At 42.0% G+C, this 18,719-nt stretch carries 9 protein-coding genes; 5 read left to right on the forward strand and 4 right to left on the reverse strand.

The window, feature by feature from the left end; translation table 11 throughout:
- Nucleotides 1-902: 902 nt before the first annotated feature.
- On the forward strand, nt 903-3,572 hold the full coding sequence (locus F6J90_RS28785; RefSeq protein ID WP_293101575.1) for a CHASE2 domain-containing protein: 2,670 nt from the start codon (nt 903-905) through the stop codon (nt 3,570-3,572).
- A gap of 4 nt (nt 3,573-3,576) precedes the next feature.
- Nucleotides 3,577-4,863 (forward strand): hybrid sensor histidine kinase/response regulator, encoded by a 1,287-nt coding sequence (locus F6J90_RS28790; RefSeq protein ID WP_293101578.1) that lies wholly within the window; start codon nt 3,577-3,579, stop codon nt 4,861-4,863.
- Here F6J90_RS28790 and F6J90_RS28795 read toward each other — a convergent pair.
- Complete coding sequence (locus F6J90_RS28795) at nt 4,805-5,917, reverse strand: FHA domain-containing protein (RefSeq protein WP_293101581.1); 1,113 nt, start codon at nt 5,915-5,917, stop codon at nt 4,805-4,807. The genes F6J90_RS28790 and F6J90_RS28795 overlap by 59 nt on opposite strands.
- 1,473 nt (nt 5,918-7,390) lie before the next feature.
- Between F6J90_RS28795 and F6J90_RS28800 the strand changes: the two genes are divergently transcribed.
- Nucleotides 7,391-7,615, forward strand: a complete 225-nt coding sequence (locus F6J90_RS28800) for a DUF2281 domain-containing protein (protein WP_293101583.1) — start codon at nt 7,391-7,393, stop codon at nt 7,613-7,615.
- Between the two features lie 192 nt (nt 7,616-7,807).
- A complete protein-coding gene (locus tag F6J90_RS43780) occupies nt 7,808-8,002 on the forward strand; it encodes a hypothetical protein (RefSeq protein ID WP_366513932.1) in 195 nt (64 codons plus the stop codon).
- Nucleotides 8,003-8,681: 679 nt separating this feature from the next.
- Here F6J90_RS43780 and F6J90_RS28805 read toward each other — a convergent pair.
- From F6J90_RS28805 to F6J90_RS28815, 3 genes are all read right to left on the reverse strand, one after another.
- On the reverse strand, nt 8,682-10,265 hold the full coding sequence (locus F6J90_RS28805; RefSeq protein WP_293101586.1) for a hypothetical protein: 1,584 nt from the start codon (nt 10,263-10,265) through the stop codon (nt 8,682-8,684).
- 92 nt (nt 10,266-10,357) lie between these two features.
- Nucleotides 10,358-12,985 carry a hypothetical protein gene (locus F6J90_RS28810; RefSeq protein ID WP_293101589.1) on the reverse strand — a complete coding sequence of 876 codons (2,628 nt, stop codon included), beginning with the start codon at nt 12,983-12,985 and terminating at the stop codon, nt 10,358-10,360.
- 302 nt (nt 12,986-13,287) lie between these two features.
- Nucleotides 13,288-14,862, reverse strand: a complete 1,575-nt coding sequence (locus F6J90_RS28815; RefSeq protein ID WP_293101591.1) for a hypothetical protein — start codon at nt 14,860-14,862, stop codon at nt 13,288-13,290.
- Nucleotides 14,863-15,042: 180 nt separating this feature from the next.
- Between F6J90_RS28815 and F6J90_RS28820 the strand changes: the two genes are divergently transcribed.
- Nucleotides 15,043-18,612, forward strand: coding sequence for an NB-ARC domain-containing protein (locus F6J90_RS28820; protein ID WP_293101594.1), 3,570 nt, complete (start codon nt 15,043-15,045; stop codon nt 18,610-18,612).
- The last annotated feature ends 107 nt before the right edge of the window (nt 18,613-18,719 follow it).

Below are 18,719 nucleotides of genomic sequence, written 5' to 3' on the forward strand. Positions count from 1 at the left end.
AACTGAACATCAGGCCATCAACTCTTATCCTGCAATCCTTGCTTTGCCAGGATTTACCCCTATGGGGCTCAAGGGGTTAGTTGGCGGCTGATTTGTGATAACTCCAAAAAATCTCGCTTCTTGAACCCCTGGTTTAAAACTAGGGGTTCAAGATTGGGCTTAAAATAACTTAGGGAATTGATTGCCTCCTATCCTGTCATACCAAATCCGCTTTACTGAGACTCTATTCAAAACAATCAAAGTCATTGCCTAGAGAGGATTTTAATATTTGTATCATTACACTATCGTAAGCTATCAGCTATCAGCCATCAGCTATCAGTTTATGGGCTATGGGCAAGCTACTTGAGGTGCTTATGGACTATGGACAAGCTACGGTAACAGCTTTTGAATCAAACAGGTAAGCATTAGTTTAATCTGAGTTATGGAAAGCTGACGGCTGACGGCTGAACGCGCACGGGTGAGCTTTTAGCTCACGGCTGAATGCTTACACACTATCATAACCGGATTTGGTATCAATAGCTCAACTAAGAAACTCAATCAAATTAAGTATAGTTGAGTTAGTTAGCAATTACCGATTACCAATTAGCCTCAATCATTCCACAATTGGGCAACGTCAATTTTTATCCATTTTTTGCTTTTTTTCCCAAGACTGTTACTTGGTAAGGATTTACTGGGAATTCTGTAGGTAAGTTATCGACGGGTTAGTGACTCACCACAAAAGCAGTTCTACCGGTCGATGCTATTCCTGGAATCCTGCCAACCAATAGAAGCACCTATAGGCTTATCACCAAGGTTGGTAGAGAAAACACCTGACCTAGATTAGAGATTGACTAAGGGGAATGTGGCTTCACTTTAAAGAGCGTTTGAAGCAATGGCGCTTTGTACTGATAATAGCTCCCGTTGTGGCTGCACTGGTCACTGTTTTGGATACGGCAGGATGGTTCCAGTTACTGGAGTGGGCTACCCTGGATCAATTTTTTCGCCTGCGTCCGGTTGAAGACATTGATAATCGCATTGTGATTATCACCATAGATGAATCGGATCTGACTCAACTGGGAGGATGGCCGATTTCTGATGCTGTTTTAGCTGAGTTAATCAAAAAAATTAAAGCATACCGGCCTCAAGGTATTGGTCTGGATATTTATCGCGATTTTCCAGTGGAACCTGGTTATCAGGAGTTCGTTGAGGTGATGAAGTCCACACCGAACTTGATTGGAGTGAAGTCCCTCGTGAGGGATAAAAGAGTTGCCCCACCTCCGACCTTAGCAAAACTCGATCAAGTTGCTCTAGCAGATTTGGTGTTAGATGGGGATGGTAAAGTAAGGCGAAGCTTGATATCAGCAGCAGATGAATCCGGTAAGGATATACCTACCTTAGGCGTTAGATTGAGCTTGATGTATCTTCAAGCCAAAGGGATCAATCTCAAAAAAATCGATGGGAGGCGCGAGTATTACCAATTAGGTCAAGCAAGATTTTTCAATCTAACCGAGAAAAATGCTGGTTATCAAGGTGCAGATCTTGGAGGCTACCAAATATTGTTGAATTACCGTGGCAGCCAAGAGCGCTTCCATACAGTTTCAATCAGTGATGTTCTCAGCAATAGAATTTCGCCGGAGCAGTTGTACAATCGCATTGTTTTGATTGGTATGACCGCACCGAGCCTTAACGACATTTTTCCGACTCCCTATGATAGCAGTCTCAGCTCTACCGTTCAGGAAATGCCTGGTGTTGTTATTCATGCTAATATCGCCAGCCAGATGTTGAGTGCAGCACTTGATGGACGAGTTCTGCTGCGAATATGGTCTGTTAACGCACAGGGGCTATGGATTTTTTGTTGTTCGTTGATCGGAGCCGTAGGCAGTTGGCTATTACCAGATAATAAGTGGTTAAAAAAACATCTCCTGAGCAAATTAATTCTGAGTATTTTGATTACAGGGGGCATGATTGTCGGTGGTAGCTATTTAGTCTTTTTAACAGGTTGGTGGATTCCTGTAATTTCCCCATTAATGGCTCTAGGTTTATCAGCAATTTTAGGAACTAATACCCACAATCAATGGCAATTGAAACAAGCTAACCAGCAATTGCAAGAGTATTCTCGCACTCTGGAGGTCAAAGTTAGGGAGCGCACCCAAGAATTAGAAACAGCCAAAGTAGCTGCTGATGTGGCTAACCAGGCAAAAAGCGAATTTTTGGCTAACATGAGCCATGAACTGCGCACTCCCCTCAATGGCATTCTGGGATACGCTCAAATCCTCAAACGCTCCTCGAATATAAGTAAATCAGACCTGGATGGCATCGGTATTATTCACCAGTGTGGCTCCCATTTACTTACTTTAATCAATGATATTTTAGACCTATCCAAAATTGAAGCTCGGAAACTAGAGCTGCACAAAAGTGATATTCATTTTACTTCCTTCTTGATGGGCGTAGTAGAAATTTGTCGGATTCGTGCCCAACAAAAAGGTATATTGTTTATTTACCATGCCGATCCTCAGCTGCCAGTGGGAATTTATGGGGATGAAAAACGCCTGCGGCAAGTTTTAATTAATTTACTGGGTAATGCGATTAAGTTTACTGATACTGGAAGTGTGACCTTTCAAGTAAGTTTAATCGGTTCACCGTTGAATGGTGACCGTTCCCACACAATCAGGTTTCAAATTGAAGATACTGGTGTAGGAATGACTCCAGAACAATTGAAAAAGATTTTTTTGCCGTTTGAGCAGGTAGGAGATACTAAAAAACAGTCAGAAGGCACTGGCTTGGGATTGGCAATTAGTATGAAACTTCTCTCCCTAATGGGGAGTGAAATAAAAGTGGAGAGTACTTTAGGTGAAGGAAGTAGGTTTTGGATAGATTTAGAACTAGCTACTCCTACCCAATCGCCCGAACAAGAAACAGTCGTAGACAGCAGCAATATTGTTGGGATTAAAGGGAAGCCTCCAACCATCCTAATAGTGGATGATCATCTCAACAATCGCTCGTTACTTATTAACCTACTAGAGTCGATTGGATTTCGTTGTTTTGAAGCAACTAATGGTCAAGAAGGTTATCAGCAAGCAACAGAAATTAAGCCCGATTTAATTTTGACAGACATTGTGATGCCAATTATGGATGGATTGGAAATGATCGGTGCTATTAGAAAATCACAGCAACTGCCAAATGTAGTGATTATGGTTGTATCTGCTAGTGCCTTTGAAACTGACATAGAAAACAGTATAAAGGCTGGAGCTGATGCATTTTTATCTAAGCCAATTAACATGGATGTTCTTTTGAATCAGTTACAAAAATTTTTAAAACTTAATTGGATTTATGAACCCAATAATAACCTAGAAAGTATAACTTCAGAAAATCTATCACTGGAGACAGGTGAAATTTTGGCTCCACCAGCTGAGGTAATTGAAAAGCTATTTGAATTGGCAAAGAGAGGCAATATCCATGGCATAGAGAAAACCGTGGTTGAACTGGAACAGAGAGATAAAAAATTTGGGCCTTTTGCCAATGAGTTAAAGCAATTAGCAACTAGCTTTCAGGTTAAGCAAATTCGGGAATTTATCAAATCCTTCAGGGGGTAAATCCATGACTATCACTAAAGTTGAGCAAGCCACTATCTTGATCGTTGATGACAATCCCACGAATCTGAAAGTGTTGTCGGAAGCGATCGCAAATTCGGGATGGGAAATCTTGGTAGCAACTGATGGTGAAACGGCTATCGATCAGACCGAATATGCAACACCAGATCTGATTTTGTTAGATGTAATGATGCCGGGAATGGATGGTTTTGAAACCTGCCGCCGACTGAAATCTAATCCGGCAACTAATGAAATACCAGTGATTTTTATGACTGCTCTAAATGACACGGTTGATAAGATAAAAGGTTTGTCCCTGGGGGCTGTAGATTACATCACTAAGCCGTTTCAGACTGAAGAAGTGTTAGCCCGTCTCAAGGTGCATTTACAACTGCATTTCCTGACCAAACAACTAGAAGACCAAAATCTGTACTTAGAGGAACGGGTAGCGGAACGCACTGCTGATCTACAACAGGCAAACCAGCAACTGCGAGAATTAGAAGCTCAGCTACGCAAAGCTCTAGCCGAAGAACAAGAATTCAATCATCTGAAATCTCGGATGATCATAGCCATTTCCCATGAGTACCGCACGCCCTTGACTAGCATTCTCTCCAGTTCTGAACTGCTGGAAGCTTACTGCCATAGATGGGATAAATCTAAGCAAAGCCAACATTTTCAACGGATCCGAGAGGCTGTTCAACGGATAACGGACTTAATGGGTAATGTGATGTTCCTGAATAAGGCAGAATTTGAACAACTGGAGTTTCAGCCTACTCCTTTGGATTTAGGGGTATTTGTGCGTGATCTAGTGGATGACATGCAACAGCACTATGGTGATCAACATCGCCTGATTTTAAACATTGATCAAAACTGTGGGCGACCGTTGTTTGATTCTAAGCTGCTACTGCAAATCCTTACCCATCTGATTGACAATGCCATCAAGTATTCCCCTAATGGAGGTAAGGTTTTGATCAAGTTTGCCTGTCAAAATAACCAAGTCATTTTTGAGGTGAGTGATGACGGGATTGGTATTCCTAGGAAAGACCAACATAATCTGTTTAATGCTTTTCATAGAGGCTCGAATGTAGAAAATATTTCTGGTAGTGGACTGGGGTTAGCTATTGTCAAAAAATGTGTCGATATTCATGGTGGGACAATTAGTCTAAACAGTGATGTCAGTTTTGGCACTACGTTTACGGTAATGCTGCCTCGTAGAGTATTAGATGCGGATCAACTGCTCAAGGTAACTGGAAAGTCCATTCCTGATTACCAATCTGGATCACATTTCCTGCACTGAGCCAAAAGGGTTGATGGGAGGTAAGCCGCTGTTGGTTCACAAAAGTACCATTGGAACTACCTACATCAATGATTTGATAGCGCACTTTGTCCTGAGGCTCTGGAATTTGGAGAATTTGGGCATGGTTGCGAGAACACATCGCATCTTCTAACACTAGGGTGTTCGTGGGTTCTCTGCCAATGGTGAAAGGATTAGCAGACAAAACAATGATGGTACCGGATGAACGGTTTACTAAACGCCCCTTGCTTGGTGGGGTAGGATTGGAAAAAAGTACGGTTGGGGCAAGTACTGGTTGATCGCGAATCGGCAGACTAGGTGTGGCGGCTGATTCGTCTGGAATTGTAGCCCTAGGTACTTCCTGATTGACAATGGAGTGTTTAGAGTTAGCTTCTCCACCAGGGAGGATATTGACTTGCTGGATTGGTGGTGCAGAGAGTTCTGGGCGACCAGCATTGGCAATCTGCATTTTTAGGACCGCTTCATGTTCTGCTTCCTGTCGAGCACTCATGCCTTCGACTTGACGAATTATCCCCCGTGTGTTAGGAAAGCTGATGTCACTGACTCGCACATCTTCGATGGAAAAGCCTACGCTATAGTAAACGTCAACATGGTCGAGAACGTATTGTCGGACGTCTACTCGTCCCTGATTGGTTAACTGTTCCATCCTCAGGTGACTAATTGCTACTCCTAAGCTATCTTTAACGGCACTAGTTAGGGCAGCAATGGGGTCAGATATTTCTAGGGCAACTCGTTTGGCATCTACCACTTGATACATTACATTCAAAGAGACATTGACAAGATACTGATCGCGGGATAGAAAGTCTCCTTGGGAGGTAATAGGCAAGTGCCGGAGTTTGCTGTCTACTAGGAGCAGTTCACATTTTTCTAGCCAGGGTAGGGCAAAGCTGACATGACGGCCTGGTTTCCATACCCGCACGCACCGACCATTTTTGACAAATAAAGCGATATAGCCTGCCCCGATAAAGTCCATGCTCCACCCTGCCCAACGGTCTGGGGTCAGGGTTTGAATCAGTGGGGGTGAGTTACCAGACATTAGATTTTGTTTAGAGGAGTGATGGGAGTAGTGCTTTTTTTAGCATTCCACCGACAGGATGGTCCGATGGAATACTGCCTGATCAATAGCTAGATGTATGTGGGACAGGGATTTACTGCAATTGGCTTAATCCATTATAACGGTTTGTATAGCGCTACGCGCAAGGCAAAAGGCAAAAGGCTAAAGGCAAAAGGCTAAAGGCTAAAGGCTAAAGGCAAAAGGCAAAAGGCTAAAGGCAAAAGGCAAAAGGCTAAAGGCAAAAGGCAAAAGGCTAAAGGCAAAAGGCAAAAGGCAAAAGGCAAAAGGCTAAAGGCAAAAGGCTAAAGGCAAAAGGCTAAAGGCAAAAGGCAAAAGGCAAAAGGCAAAAGGCTAAAGGCAAAAGGCAAAAGGCAAAAGGCAAAAGGCAAAAGGCTAAAGGCAAAAGGCTAAAGGCTAAAGGCTAAAGGCTAAAGGCTAAAGGCTAAAGGCAAAAGGCAAAAGGCTAAAGTTGACTAAAAGAGCTTTTGCTGGTTGTATCAACGTCCTAACCTGAATGCGTAGTGCTATATATGAGGAAGGAAGAGGGGGAAGATCGAGAAAATAGGGAAGAGGGCTTTAGGCAGAAGTGTTGAATAGGGAGGTAGTGGTAGACCAGTAGTGATTTTAGCTCCCGTTACCTTTACCAGAGTGTAGCCAAACCACTACATCCAGTGTTTGTTGCTGAAGTTCTCGCCAGACTGGAGCAGCTCGTAACTTGATCGCCACATCAGCACATCTCAGTTTATCAGTTGTCTGAAGAACTAGTTGACACTCCCCGTCCTAGAAGTACGGGGATTCTTAGTTCATCGTTCGCGTAGCGTGGCCTACGGCCTTGCTGCCTTAAACCGCTATATCTCAATCATTGACGCCGTCAAAAACTAAGCAATACCCAAACCAAAAACCCGTCAAGACCAAGAGTTCAGTTTGGTTTATAGCAGACCCAGCGGGCAATTCTCCCTAAGCGTTCGGTTACTTTTTAGAAAGTGCCTTATGAAGTCCGTTCCTCTCTCGTTTCACCTGGTTTCGGCGTGCCCCGCCGTACCGTTTTTTTTCTCAAAATGTGCAAAGCTCAGGTTCACACACCAACGGTTAATTGATGATTGGGTTTTTAAGGAGGACTTTCCCTACCCTCCGGGCATTACTACTTTAAGGTCAATAAGTTACGGGTCTCTCTCCCGGCTCAGCCATCGCCAAAGGCCACGCTACGCGAACGGTTTTTCAGCCTGTACCCTATAGCAACATTATACCAATGTACAACAAAAGTGTCAACTAAAAAGCCGTCCTAGAAGGACGGGGCTTTAAACCCAAAATTCTTGGTAAATCTAGCTCAAGAAGGTTTTTCCGGTATGGCCGAAGTTTTGGAATTCTTGGCAAGTCTCCCCTCTCCTGAGGCTATTATTGCCTATAATTGGAATAAATTGTAGATATTCATCCCTTTATCTTAAAATAAAAGTTATGAATACTGAGTTAGCTTTATGGAAAGTCGTTATTAGTCTGCCTGAATCTCTCAAGACGGAACTATTACATTATGCCGACTATTTACGAGAAAAATATCAAAATAATACACAATATCATCAAGAAAAGATGGAAACCACTCAGGGTTATGGTAGTTGGGCAGGTCAAATCATTATGTCAGATGATTTTGATGAACCATTAGAAGATTTGGCGGAATATATGTAACATGAAAGCTCTTCTTGATACTCATGCTTTTCTTTGGTATTTACTAGGTGATAGCCATCTATCGATTAAAGCAAAGGCTATTATTGATACCAAAAAAAACTTTTATTTTAGTATTGTTAGCCTTTGGGATATTTCTATTAAAATTAATATAGGTTGCAAATCTATCGACCTATTGGAGAGTTATTTCAAGAATTGCAATCTCTAAATATTAAAATTTTACCCATTCTCGATCAAGATATTGAGTTATATTCAGCACTTACTTTTCCGTCGAATCATCGCGTTCCCTTTGATAGAATGTTAATTGTTCAAGCTATCAATCACTCCCTTGTTTTGATTAGTAGAGATGTCAAGTTTGATGCTTATCCCATTCAAAGGTTATGGGATTGAAATCAAGAAAAATTAATGTTGGTTTACCCTTACGGTAAGCGAGCTACGTTACCAACGGCTAGGGCTTCGCGATTGCACTTTTAGAATTGAGAATTAAGAATTAAGAATTGAGAATTAAGAATTGAGAATTAAGAATTGAGAATTAAGAATTGAGACTTGAGACTTGAGACTTGAGACTTGAGACTTGAGAATTAGTTCATTCTTCATTCTTCATTCTTCAGTCTCCATTCTTCATTCTTCAGTCTTCCTTCTCCATTCTTCAGTCTTCAGTCTTCAGTCTTCATTCTTCATTCTTCAGTCTCCATTCTCCATTCTTCAGATGTAGGGTGGGCAGTGCGTACCAAAAGGATTGTCAGGGTTTGAATTGGTATTAGCCACTGCCCACCAGACCAGTAATCTTATTAAAAATCTAGAGAAGATGTAGGGTGGGCAGTGCGTATCAAAAGGATTGTCAGGGTTTGAATTGGTATTAGGCACTGCCCACCAGACCAGTAATCTTATTAAAAATCTAGATAAATCATTGATAGTTAATTTGAGGTCGGTGGGTAGTGGTTAACCAACAAATTACAAGCTAATTTTATCCCTATGAAGCACTGCCCACCCTACGATTAATCTCTATTGTTATCAGCTTCAAAGGGTTGAAGCTTTTAATTTATTATGGCATCCGTTGATTCTCCATTTATTCTGCTACAACTTCGATAAAAGGATGATTGTTGGCCCATTCTTGAGGGTTTTCCAGCACAGTTGAGCACCAAGTTTTCATTTCTTCAATCTTTCTGCCGGAAATCTTTGGAAGGTTTTGCAAGCGATCATACCAGACTTTTATAGTTGGTAAAGTCTCTGCTCGTCTATCATTCCAATACTTGATGGTCCATCCTGCATCTTGTAGCATTTCTTTTAACTCGGTTGATTGGATCGGATATTTGCTTTTTATAAGACTGGCAGCGATAGAGCCTCCGTTATGGCAATTCACACGCATAACAAGTTTATCTGTAAAAAGACGTAACATCTTCAGGAATCCAATTTTATCTTTTATATGACTAAAGGATTCCAGTAGTAAAACCACATCAAAATAGCCAGGGGGCATAGTAGATTCCAAATTGCCAAATCTAACATAAATATCTAGCTCCACTACATGTTTAAACTGTGTTTTATCATGGGTAATTCCTAAAACAGTACAATCTAAAGCAGTGCTTATCTTAGAAAGTACATTACCCCAGTCACAGCCGATCTCATAAATTTTTCCTTGTTTGGGAAGATGTAGAAAAAGATCGATAATTGCCTGATCAAAAGCTTGCTGGCTATCTTCTTTTGGATCATCTGAGCCATTTAAGAAAAAACCATAATGATTCTGCATTTTTTTCCCAAACACAAGTTGCAAAAGTTCAGCAGGATATTTATTTGCATCTTCCACTGATTCGTTCAGACTATCGGTCACTTTAGGAACATTGTTGAGAATATGATGCTTAATATCCCTACTAATCTTGCGTGCATTTTTAAAAATATATTTTTGATATTCTTCTTCTTTTGTCGGCAAGGGCTGGCTCAATTTTGCATGGGAATATAAAGTCAAAGAAGGTATTTGCCCATTAATGTCTGTTGCGATATGCCGAATCGGGATGTCATCAATAGAAGCTCTCAGGTCTCGATTGATCCCCATATTATCTAAAACAGATGTCAATTCCGGTAATGATTTCACGCTGGGAAACCAGGGGTAGGTCAAATAAACCTGATCGATTTCATTTTGAGTATTATACCGAAGCCAAAAACCAGAAACCCTATTAAGTAATGAATTGTCCAGCAGCCTTTGTGCAGCTTCTGGTATAAAATCTTGTATGCTCAAACCATCAGATGTTTCAGGAAGAAAATGGAAATAATAATTAGATTCATCCAATAAACCATTTTCTGACCATCTCCAACGTATATAATCAGCTTTCTTTGTTTTTGTTGCCTTGGGCTTTACATATAAACGATAATCGCTGCCTTTCTCCGTACTACTGATACTAACACCTTGACGGCCTCCCTCTCGATGTGTTTTCTGAGCGGACAAAACCTCTTGCGGCGCATTCAGGTGTTCCAAGAAATGGTACACTGGCTGGTATTCAGAAGAATCGTTTCCATCCTTCCAAATGATCATCCGACCATTTTTATTAATTTTTACGGGAGTCACCCTGATGGAGGTTTCAAATATTAAGTCCTCCGTATTTGGATAATATTTTTGATGCGCTGCTAAAAAAGCATTTACTTGATTGTTAATAGACATAGTTTAATGCTCTGCTAATGGTTAAAATATAATCACGCCTCGGCTTGTCATACACAATATGAGCGGTTAAATGCGGACTAGTTGCACTTTGATTACCAATGACTGGGGTCTAAGTAATGTACTACTTTTTTAGCGGTTTCACTGACCGTTTTGAAAGCACTACTTGTCCAACTAGAAACGGCATCGGCGGCATATCCTGCTTGTTTCAATGCAGATTCAGCCGCATCTTTACTCAGGTTATAAGTACTTTTTAGGGCATCTCCAACAACATCAGTAGCGGTTCCTAATTCATTGAAACCTTTCGCCACCTCATCTACACCATATCCTGCATAATGACATGCCTCTGCAATCGCTTGTGTGGAAGCATTATAAGCGCTTGACAATCCTTTTACGGTAGCATCCCCCGCTACCCCAACACCTTTCATGATCACAGCCGCATCATTCATGCTTTCGCCGTAGACATCCTTCAATCCGGTGGCAATTACATCGGCTCCATAACCCAGGCTGTTCATGACATCAGCAGAATCCTTGGCATTCAAATTAAAGGGCGAATCCTTAAAAACAGCCATTAAGTCGTTAATGCCGGTAATGATATTCGACTTGACCCAAGTCCCAACCTTCGTCGCCAACTCTTTTCCATCATTCCAAAGGTCGCCAAATAAATTCTTGATGGTGCTTTCTATCTTATTCTCAATCTTACTAATGAGATCCGAAAGTTTTAAAATATTGACATCAATCTCTGTAGAGGCTAGTGTGTACTGTAATCCTTCAAATAGAAACTGAATATCGGCGATAATGGCTACAGTATTACTCTTATACTGTACAGTTACATCTGTTTCTACTTCAGTTTGCAAGTGTAGATTTCCAGTGAAGGGCAATGGTATTTCTTTATCGATCCCAAAGGTGAAGCTAGCCTCACAATGTTCCCAACTCTTCATCGTAAATGAGATGGAATCAGAAGTAATCAACCCATCTTTTTTGAGGTTGAATGTAACTCCGCTGTTGCCAATGTCAGCAACTATTTTTTCGCCGACAACATCCAAAAATCTGGCATCGATATCCATGTGAACGTATGGAGATGCACTAGAACTGACATGAACAACCGGTCCCCCCGCATTCACCAATGTTTTTGGAGTTCCTGAAGGTTGCTGTCGATCTGCCGATTTAGTAGCAATTTCATTATTTTTGATGGGATTACCATTTTTATCTACATTCTGAGTTACCTTTTTCCCATCTCCAGTTATACTGACTATACTTCCCAGTTTAATCGGATTACATTGGGCATCGATGGCGATACCAGTACCAAAGGTGATCTTGAACATGGCATAGAAATCAAAACCAAAAAGATCAATAGCAGCACTGCAACCCAAGCCCATGTCTGCTAACGTCCCATCTGGTAGTACTACCGCATCTGGAGCATAATAAAAAGATAAGTCTGACAGGGAAACCGGGATGTTGATATTGGGGGAAGTATTTGTAAATATTTCCACCAGCTCATTTATGTCTAATTTGGGAACATAAAAAGAAAGGTACATGGGTTCTACCGCCTCACCCTGAATATTGAGAACGACGGCAAATTCATCGTCTTCCAGTTGTATATTCTGACTTTCCTCTCCAATATGAAATTTGCCACTAACCCCGAAATCAAAGCCTGCAGGCTTGAAAAACATCCCCATCTCAATCCCAAATTCATCGACATGGAATCCTTTGGCAATGGGACAGGTAAACATATTTTCTGATTTCAGATCAACGGCGAAGTTTAGTTCTTCGCTGTCAAGGGTTGCTGAAAGGGTTGCGTCATAGTCTGTATCCCATAATTTAAAACTCAGATCCCCGATTAATTCTATCAATCCGAATTTAAAGATAGGTGAATAGGACAACTTCAATTCCGGCTTGGTCAATTTGAGGCTTTTACTACTGGAAATGGGAATGTTCCAGGTTTTTGTGGTGAAATAGTAAGCAAATTCAAGATTAAGAGGAGATAAGACAATCAAACAGACCGGATCTATTTTATCGAACCAATTTGCAACATTATCCCATCCTGGTATACCCGGTATGTCAGAAAGATGAAGTGTACCCCACAAGGCAAGAGCCATTTCCTTCGTCTCGGTCTTAAAATGTACATCTTTTATGGTGAGTTCTGGAAAAAAAGGCAATGGAGCAAATCCCAGGTCATCTACCAGTTTTTCAGGGTTCGTAGATACACCCTTTTCTTTGGTTGTTAATTCTCGGTTGTAATGGGCAATGGCCATACTGTAAGATACGTAGGTGCATTTCTTGTAATCCGTCGTACCTGCAAAAAAAGCATTGATATCGTCGATTAGCTTTGTAGCATCCTTGGCTGCAACATCCGTATCCCAGGTTTGATCAAATTGCTTAATCAGAGCATCATCCATGTGGTATAGCATGTATTGCACGAAAGCGTAAGATTGCGTCATGCTGTCCACATCAGCTTGTGTAATTTCATAGGGGGTCTCCGGGACTTCAAAACTAAAATATTGAAAGCGAACGATGGGTGAGTCGTCTTTCTGATTGGCAACAATAAAGACTATTACGCTATCGTCACCAGGGGTATAGGGTTGAGATTTTTGAGCAGCTACCTCTATCAATTGGGTTAGTGTTCCTAGGTAGTCCAGTCCCGTTTGGGAGCCATCAGATGATGAACTATAAACAACAACTTCTTGATTGAGTTGATTATCAAAAGTTAGGGTTGTGGCCATTTTGTTTATGGTTTATATTTTTGGAATTACAGCTAAAATATGTAGGCATTTAGGCTGATCAAGGGCTTTTGCAAGACTTCTCCTGAAAAGTGTCTAGGCACTTACAGATAAAAAATGTCCCACCGCTAGTGTCGCTCTACCGGGGGACACCGCCATATATCTCGGTTTTGACCGGAATATTTGTAAAATGGTGGGACATTTTATTTCTTAGGTCTCCCCTAAACTACAGCATTTAGGAAAATTTATGCCAAGCCCGTTTGGGAGCGATCATTCTTTAATTCCAATCACGGAAGAAGTGTTGATTACTTCCCGATTGGGTCAACATCTACTTCTTCTTCAAGCAGAGAGTCTTCATCTAGCTCAGGACTTTCCTTCTCATTATTCTCTTGTTGTTCATTCCGTGCGTCTATCTCTTTTTGTATTTCCTCTGCATTATTTATCTTTTCTGCAGTCTGCTTAGCTAATTCCACTTGAGCCGACGGCTTACTATCCCCGAAGGCTGCATCTTCTGAAAATGCTACCTTTTCGTCCATATCCTGAACATATCCTAGCATTGTCTCCGGAGTCTTTCCATTCTTCAAGCCATCTTTAGCAGTCTCAATGGAACTCGCTGCCGCTTTTGTGTTGTCATCTGTATACCCCTGTGCCTCAATGACATTCTTTAATCGGTCTTCTGCTTTGTCTATGGAATCTTGGAATTGTTCACTTTGAGCTTCGGCTATATCATTCAGATATGTTTTCTGGCTTTCCTCAAAGTTCTCAAGGCGATCATTATATTCGTCAAGCTTTGTTGACAGTTCTTTCATAATCTCTTTGCCTGCGCTTCCGCTTTTTCTTGATGCCTTAATACTATCTATCACCATAACAATTAGCATGGCCAAACCGATACCTTGGGAAGTAATTGAGGAGACTAAGCTGTATTCTTGATATGATGTAAGACCAGAACTGCTGCTGGAATCTGAACTGTCGTCATCGCTGTCATATTGATTGGGTGAAGCACAAACATCTTGATCTCCGACTGTTCCTGAAAAGGCTCCAACGGTTTGGTATACACTGTCAACCGTAAGTGTCACCCAACTTGGTTGAAGTTTTACCTCTACGGGGTCCGTACCCTCGCCGAAATTAGTATTGACAATATATACATATTCATCTTCAGAATCGTCGGAGGATGTTTCCCATGCAAACTTCAGGCCAACAGACTCGCCGCTATCAGTCATTGTGAGTGTTGCGGTAGATTCGTTAGTTGTCGAATCGAACACAATATCTATCTGTGCCAACTGTGATAGTGCATCTTCATCAGAAACTCCTGTAGGATAGACATAATAGGTTCCCACCCATGGTGAAAAATCTCTGGTCTGCCATAAAGTCATTTGCCTCCAGGATGTGCCTGTCACATTTGCAAAGACATCTATCTCTTGACAAAATGCCGTTACGTTACTGACTAAGTCGGTGGCATCACTATTGGCAACAACGTCATTAAAGTTCTTAGCAACGGTGCTAGTAGGATTCGCCGATATGTAACGTACAAAGTTAAACGCTTCCAAATAGCTTGCGATATTCGTACTGCCAATCTCAATGTCAGTAGTCTCAAAATCAGTCACCACGTCTGCTACAGGAAAACCATTTAAGTAAGTGATATCTCCATTTAACGTGTAGTACCCTGAATTAGTCGCTATAGCAAACGAATATGCGTCAAGAGATGCATAACCTGATTCACCTGATGCAATACTGTCAATCTTAGTTGTTTCGTCATTATCAGAATAAGTAGTTATCTCAGACGGATCGAGTGGTGCCAAATCAGAATCGTTGTCAGCATCCATACTTAAGAGAGTGATTGCTCTGCTGGTTAAGTTATTAGTGAACTGGTAAATTGACATGACTTAATTTCTCGAGTTGAGTGTTTTTGAACATCAGGTTCTAGTTGTTTGAACCTCATATATTCATCAAACTCCACTGCATACTGACTTACCGCCTGAGATGATCTGACTTGTGACTGACTTGTGACTGACTTTTCCTGTGTCAATGGTATAATTTCGACAGTCATGATCCCATCAGCCATGCCCAGGTCGCTCAAAGTTCGTCAGGAGTGCATTGAACAAGTTAAACTGGCAGTCAGGCGTAACGGTTTTCCGAGCCAGAGGGCTTTGGCTGAAGATGTGGGGTTTGCCTTAGCCACAGTCAGCAACTTCCTGACCGGTAAACCCGTTGACTATATTACTTTTGAAGAAATTTGTCATAAATTGGCACTGGAATGGAGAGCCATTGCCAATTTGGATGTTGACCTGCCATCCCAGGCTGTAGATGATCCGCCATCCCAGGCTGTAGATCAAAACCCACAGATCACAACCTCTAGCAAACGCCAAGACTTGGGAGAAGCAATTGATGTTACCAATTTCTACGGGCGCAAGGAAGAATTAGCCACACTCAAACAATGGATTATTAATGACCATTGCCGACTGATTACCTTAATTGGCATGGGTGGAATTGGTAAAACAACTTTGTCTGTGAAGTTAGCCCAGCTTCTACAATCGGAATTTCAGTACCTGATTTGGCGAAGTTTGCGTAATGCCCCACCCATTCACGAGCTTTTGACGGACCTGATTGGGTTTTTGTCTGATCAGCAAGAAACGACTTTACCAGAAAGCTTAGATGGTACAATATCCTGTTTAATCGACTATCTGCGGGCAGAGCGTTGTTTGTTCATCTTAGATAATGTAGAGTCAATTCTATCCCCTGACCAACGGGCAGGAGCCTATCGCCCAGGATATGAAGGCTATGGGCAGCTGCTCAGAAGCTGGGGCGAGACTAACCATCAAAGTTGTCTGGTGTTGACCAGTCGGGAGAAACCCAGAGAAATTAGAAATAAAGAAGGTGTCAACGCTCCGATTCGTTCCCTGAGGTTACCTGGCTTAACCGAGGGAGAAGGGGAGAAAATTCTCGCCGAAAAAGGCTTTTCTGTCTCAAAAGACGAATGTCAAGCACTGGTAGAGTTTTATGGGGGCAATCCTTTAGCCTTGAAGATTGTTGCCACGACAATTTATGAGTTGTTTGACGGCGATGTGGCTCAGTTTTTAGAAGAAGGCACGATTGTCTTTGGTGATATTTCCGATTTAATGGACCAGCAGTTTAATCGCTTGTCAACTATAGAACAACAGGTGATGTACTGGTTGACAATTAATCGAGAATGGGTTTCATTTAAGGAGCTACAAGGGGACATTATTCCGGCTGTTTCCTTCAAACATTTATTAGAAACCTTAGAATCTCTACAATTGCGCTCACTGATTGAGAATACTTCAGGGAAATTTACTCAACAACCCGTGGTGATGGAGTATGTCAGCGATCGCTTAATTGAAGAGATTTTTCAAGAAATTAAAACGGGAGAAATAGCACTATTGGAGCGCTGTGCCTTAATCAAAGCCCAAGCCAAAGATTATGTGAGAAATGCCCAAATTCAGCTGATTCTCAAACCGATTACCGAGCAACTCCTCAACCTGCTTGGCCTCCCAGAAAATGTGCAAAACTATTTGAATCAAATTTTATCAAAGCTGAAGTCTTTTCCCCCTCGAAAACCTGGATATGCCGGGGGGAATGTTCTGAATTTACTCTGGCAGCTTGATCTTGACCTGACTGGCTATGATTTTTCTAACTTAACGGTTTGGCAAGCTTACCTACAGGGGATGAATTTGCATCGAGTCAACTTTGCCAAAGCCGATTTAAGTAAGTCAGCTTTTACTCGCACCTTAGGGGGGGTTTTATCAGCGACCTTTAGCCCAGATGGGAAACTCCTGGCAACTAGTGTTGATAATGAGATTTGGTTGTGGGACGTTGCCAACATCAAACAAATTATTACCTACAATGGTCACACGGCTTGGGTGCAATGTCTGGCTATTAGTCCAGAGGGAGAAATTTTAGCTAGTGGTAGTAACGACCAAACGATCAGGTTGTGGAATGTCCAGACCGGGCAATGTCTGAAAACACTGCGAGGTCATACCAGTTGGGTGCAATCCCTAGGGTTTAGTCCAGACGGGGAAATGTTAGCCAGTGGTAGCCATGACCAAACGGTAAAGCTGTGGAATGTTCACACTGGAAAATGTCTGCAAACCTTGTCAGGGCATAGCAATCCGGTATTTTTTACTACCTTCAGTCCCAATGGACAAACGTTGGTCACTGCGGGTGAAGACCAAACTTTGAGAGTCTGGGATATCAACACTTGTTCTTGCCTGCAAGTCCTAGAAATCCCGATCAATTGGATATTATCGATTGCCCTTAGCCCAGATGGAGAAACATTGGCAACTGGAAGTGATGGCACAACGGTAAAATTTTGGGATTTAGCCAGTGGTGAGTGTATCAAAACCTTACCAGACTACAACAGTCATGTGTGGTCAGTGGCTTTCAGCCCAGATGGTAAAACACTGGTGACCGGTAGTGAGGATACAACGGTTAAAATCTCGGAGGTGGAAACTGGGAAATGTCTGCAAACGTTCCACGAGTATCGCAATTCCCCTTTAGGTAATAGCTACCCTTCACGGATTTGGTTGGTTGCTGTTAATCCCGATGGTCAAACCTTGCTGAGTGTGAGTGAAAACCAAACCATGAAGTTATGGGATATCCACACAGGACAATGTTTAAGAACAGTGGAGGGGTATAGTAATTGGATATTATCCGTTGCTTTTAGTCCAGATGGTCAAATGTTGGCCAGTAGCAGCGAAGACCAACGGGTAAGATTGTGGGATATTGAGACGGGGCAATGTCTACAAACCTTGTCAGGACATACTAATCTGGTCTCATCAGTCACTTTTGCTCCCAAAGACGATCAGATTCTGGCCAGTAGCAGCGACGACACAACTATCAAACTTTGGGATGCAAATACAGGAGAGTGTTTGCAAACACTGTGGGGACACGATAGTTGGGTGCATTCGGTCAGCTTCAGTCCAGAGGTCGAAATTTTAGCAAGTGCCAGTCGTGACCAAACCGTAAAGCTTTGGGATTGGCATACGGGAGAATGTCTGCACACCTTAGAAGGGCATATTCAGCAGGTCAAAACCATTAGTTTCAGTCCCTGCGGTAAAATCCTAGCCAGTGGTAGCCATGACAACACTATCAAACTTTGGGATGTCACTACCGGAACCTGTCTACAAACATTGCCAGGTCACGAGGATTGGGTTTTATCGGTTGTGTTCAGTCCCGGTGCCAATCTGCTGGTGAGTGCCAGTGGAGACCAGACGATTAAACTGTGGGATGTTGAGACGGGGCAATGTCTACAAACCTTATCCGGTCACACATCTCGAGTCAGAACAATTGCCTTTAGTCCAGATGGCAAGAGTTTAGCCAGTGGCAGTGATGACCAGACTGTTCAACTGTGGGATATCAGTACAGGTACTGTTCTCAAACTATTTCAGGGACACCACAAAGCTGTCCGCTCAATTGCCTTTAGTCCTAATCGTCCTGTGTTAGTGAGTAGCAGCGAAGATGAAACCATTAAGCTTTGGAATCTTGACACTGGTGAATGTATAAAAACCCTGAGAATTGATCGACCCTATGAACGGATGAATATTAAAAACGCCATTGGGTTAACCAAACCTCAGAAAAACACGTTAAAAGCTTTAGGTGCAGTAGAGAAAGAGTGAAGCCTGGCACCGCAATGGTTCTAGCCCCCTTGACAAATCAGCTTATAATATGCTATTCTAGAAGTATACATTATTATGATAAAGCAAGCTAAGGGCAAGAAAAATTA

Source organism: Moorena sp. SIOASIH (assembly GCF_010671925.1).
GTDB lineage: Bacteria > Cyanobacteriota > Cyanobacteriia > Cyanobacteriales > Coleofasciculaceae > Moorena.

Bases quoted from the DNA above. Each gene is read 5' to 3' on its own strand.
- F6J90_RS28790 (WP_293101578.1), top strand. From the start codon at position 3,577: ATGACTATCACTAAAGTTGAGCAAGCCACTATCTTGATCGTTGATGAC.
- F6J90_RS28795 (WP_293101581.1), bottom strand. From the start codon at position 5,917: ATGTCTGGTAACTCACCCCCACTGATTCAAACCCTGACCCCAGACCGT.
- F6J90_RS28800 (WP_293101583.1), top strand. From the start codon at position 7,391: ATGAATACTGAGTTAGCTTTATGGAAAGTCGTTATTAGTCTGCCTGAA.
- F6J90_RS28805 (WP_293101586.1), bottom strand. From the start codon at position 10,265: ATGTCTATTAACAATCAAGTAAATGCTTTTTTAGCAGCGCATCAAAAA.
- F6J90_RS28810 (WP_293101589.1), bottom strand. From the start codon at position 12,985: ATGGCCACAACCCTAACTTTTGATAATCAACTCAATCAAGAAGTTGTT.
- F6J90_RS28815 (WP_293101591.1), bottom strand. From the start codon at position 14,862: ATGTCAATTTACCAGTTCACTAATAACTTAACCAGCAGAGCAATCACT.
- F6J90_RS28820 (WP_293101594.1), top strand. From the start codon at position 15,043: ATGCCCAGGTCGCTCAAAGTTCGTCAGGAGTGCATTGAACAAGTTAAA.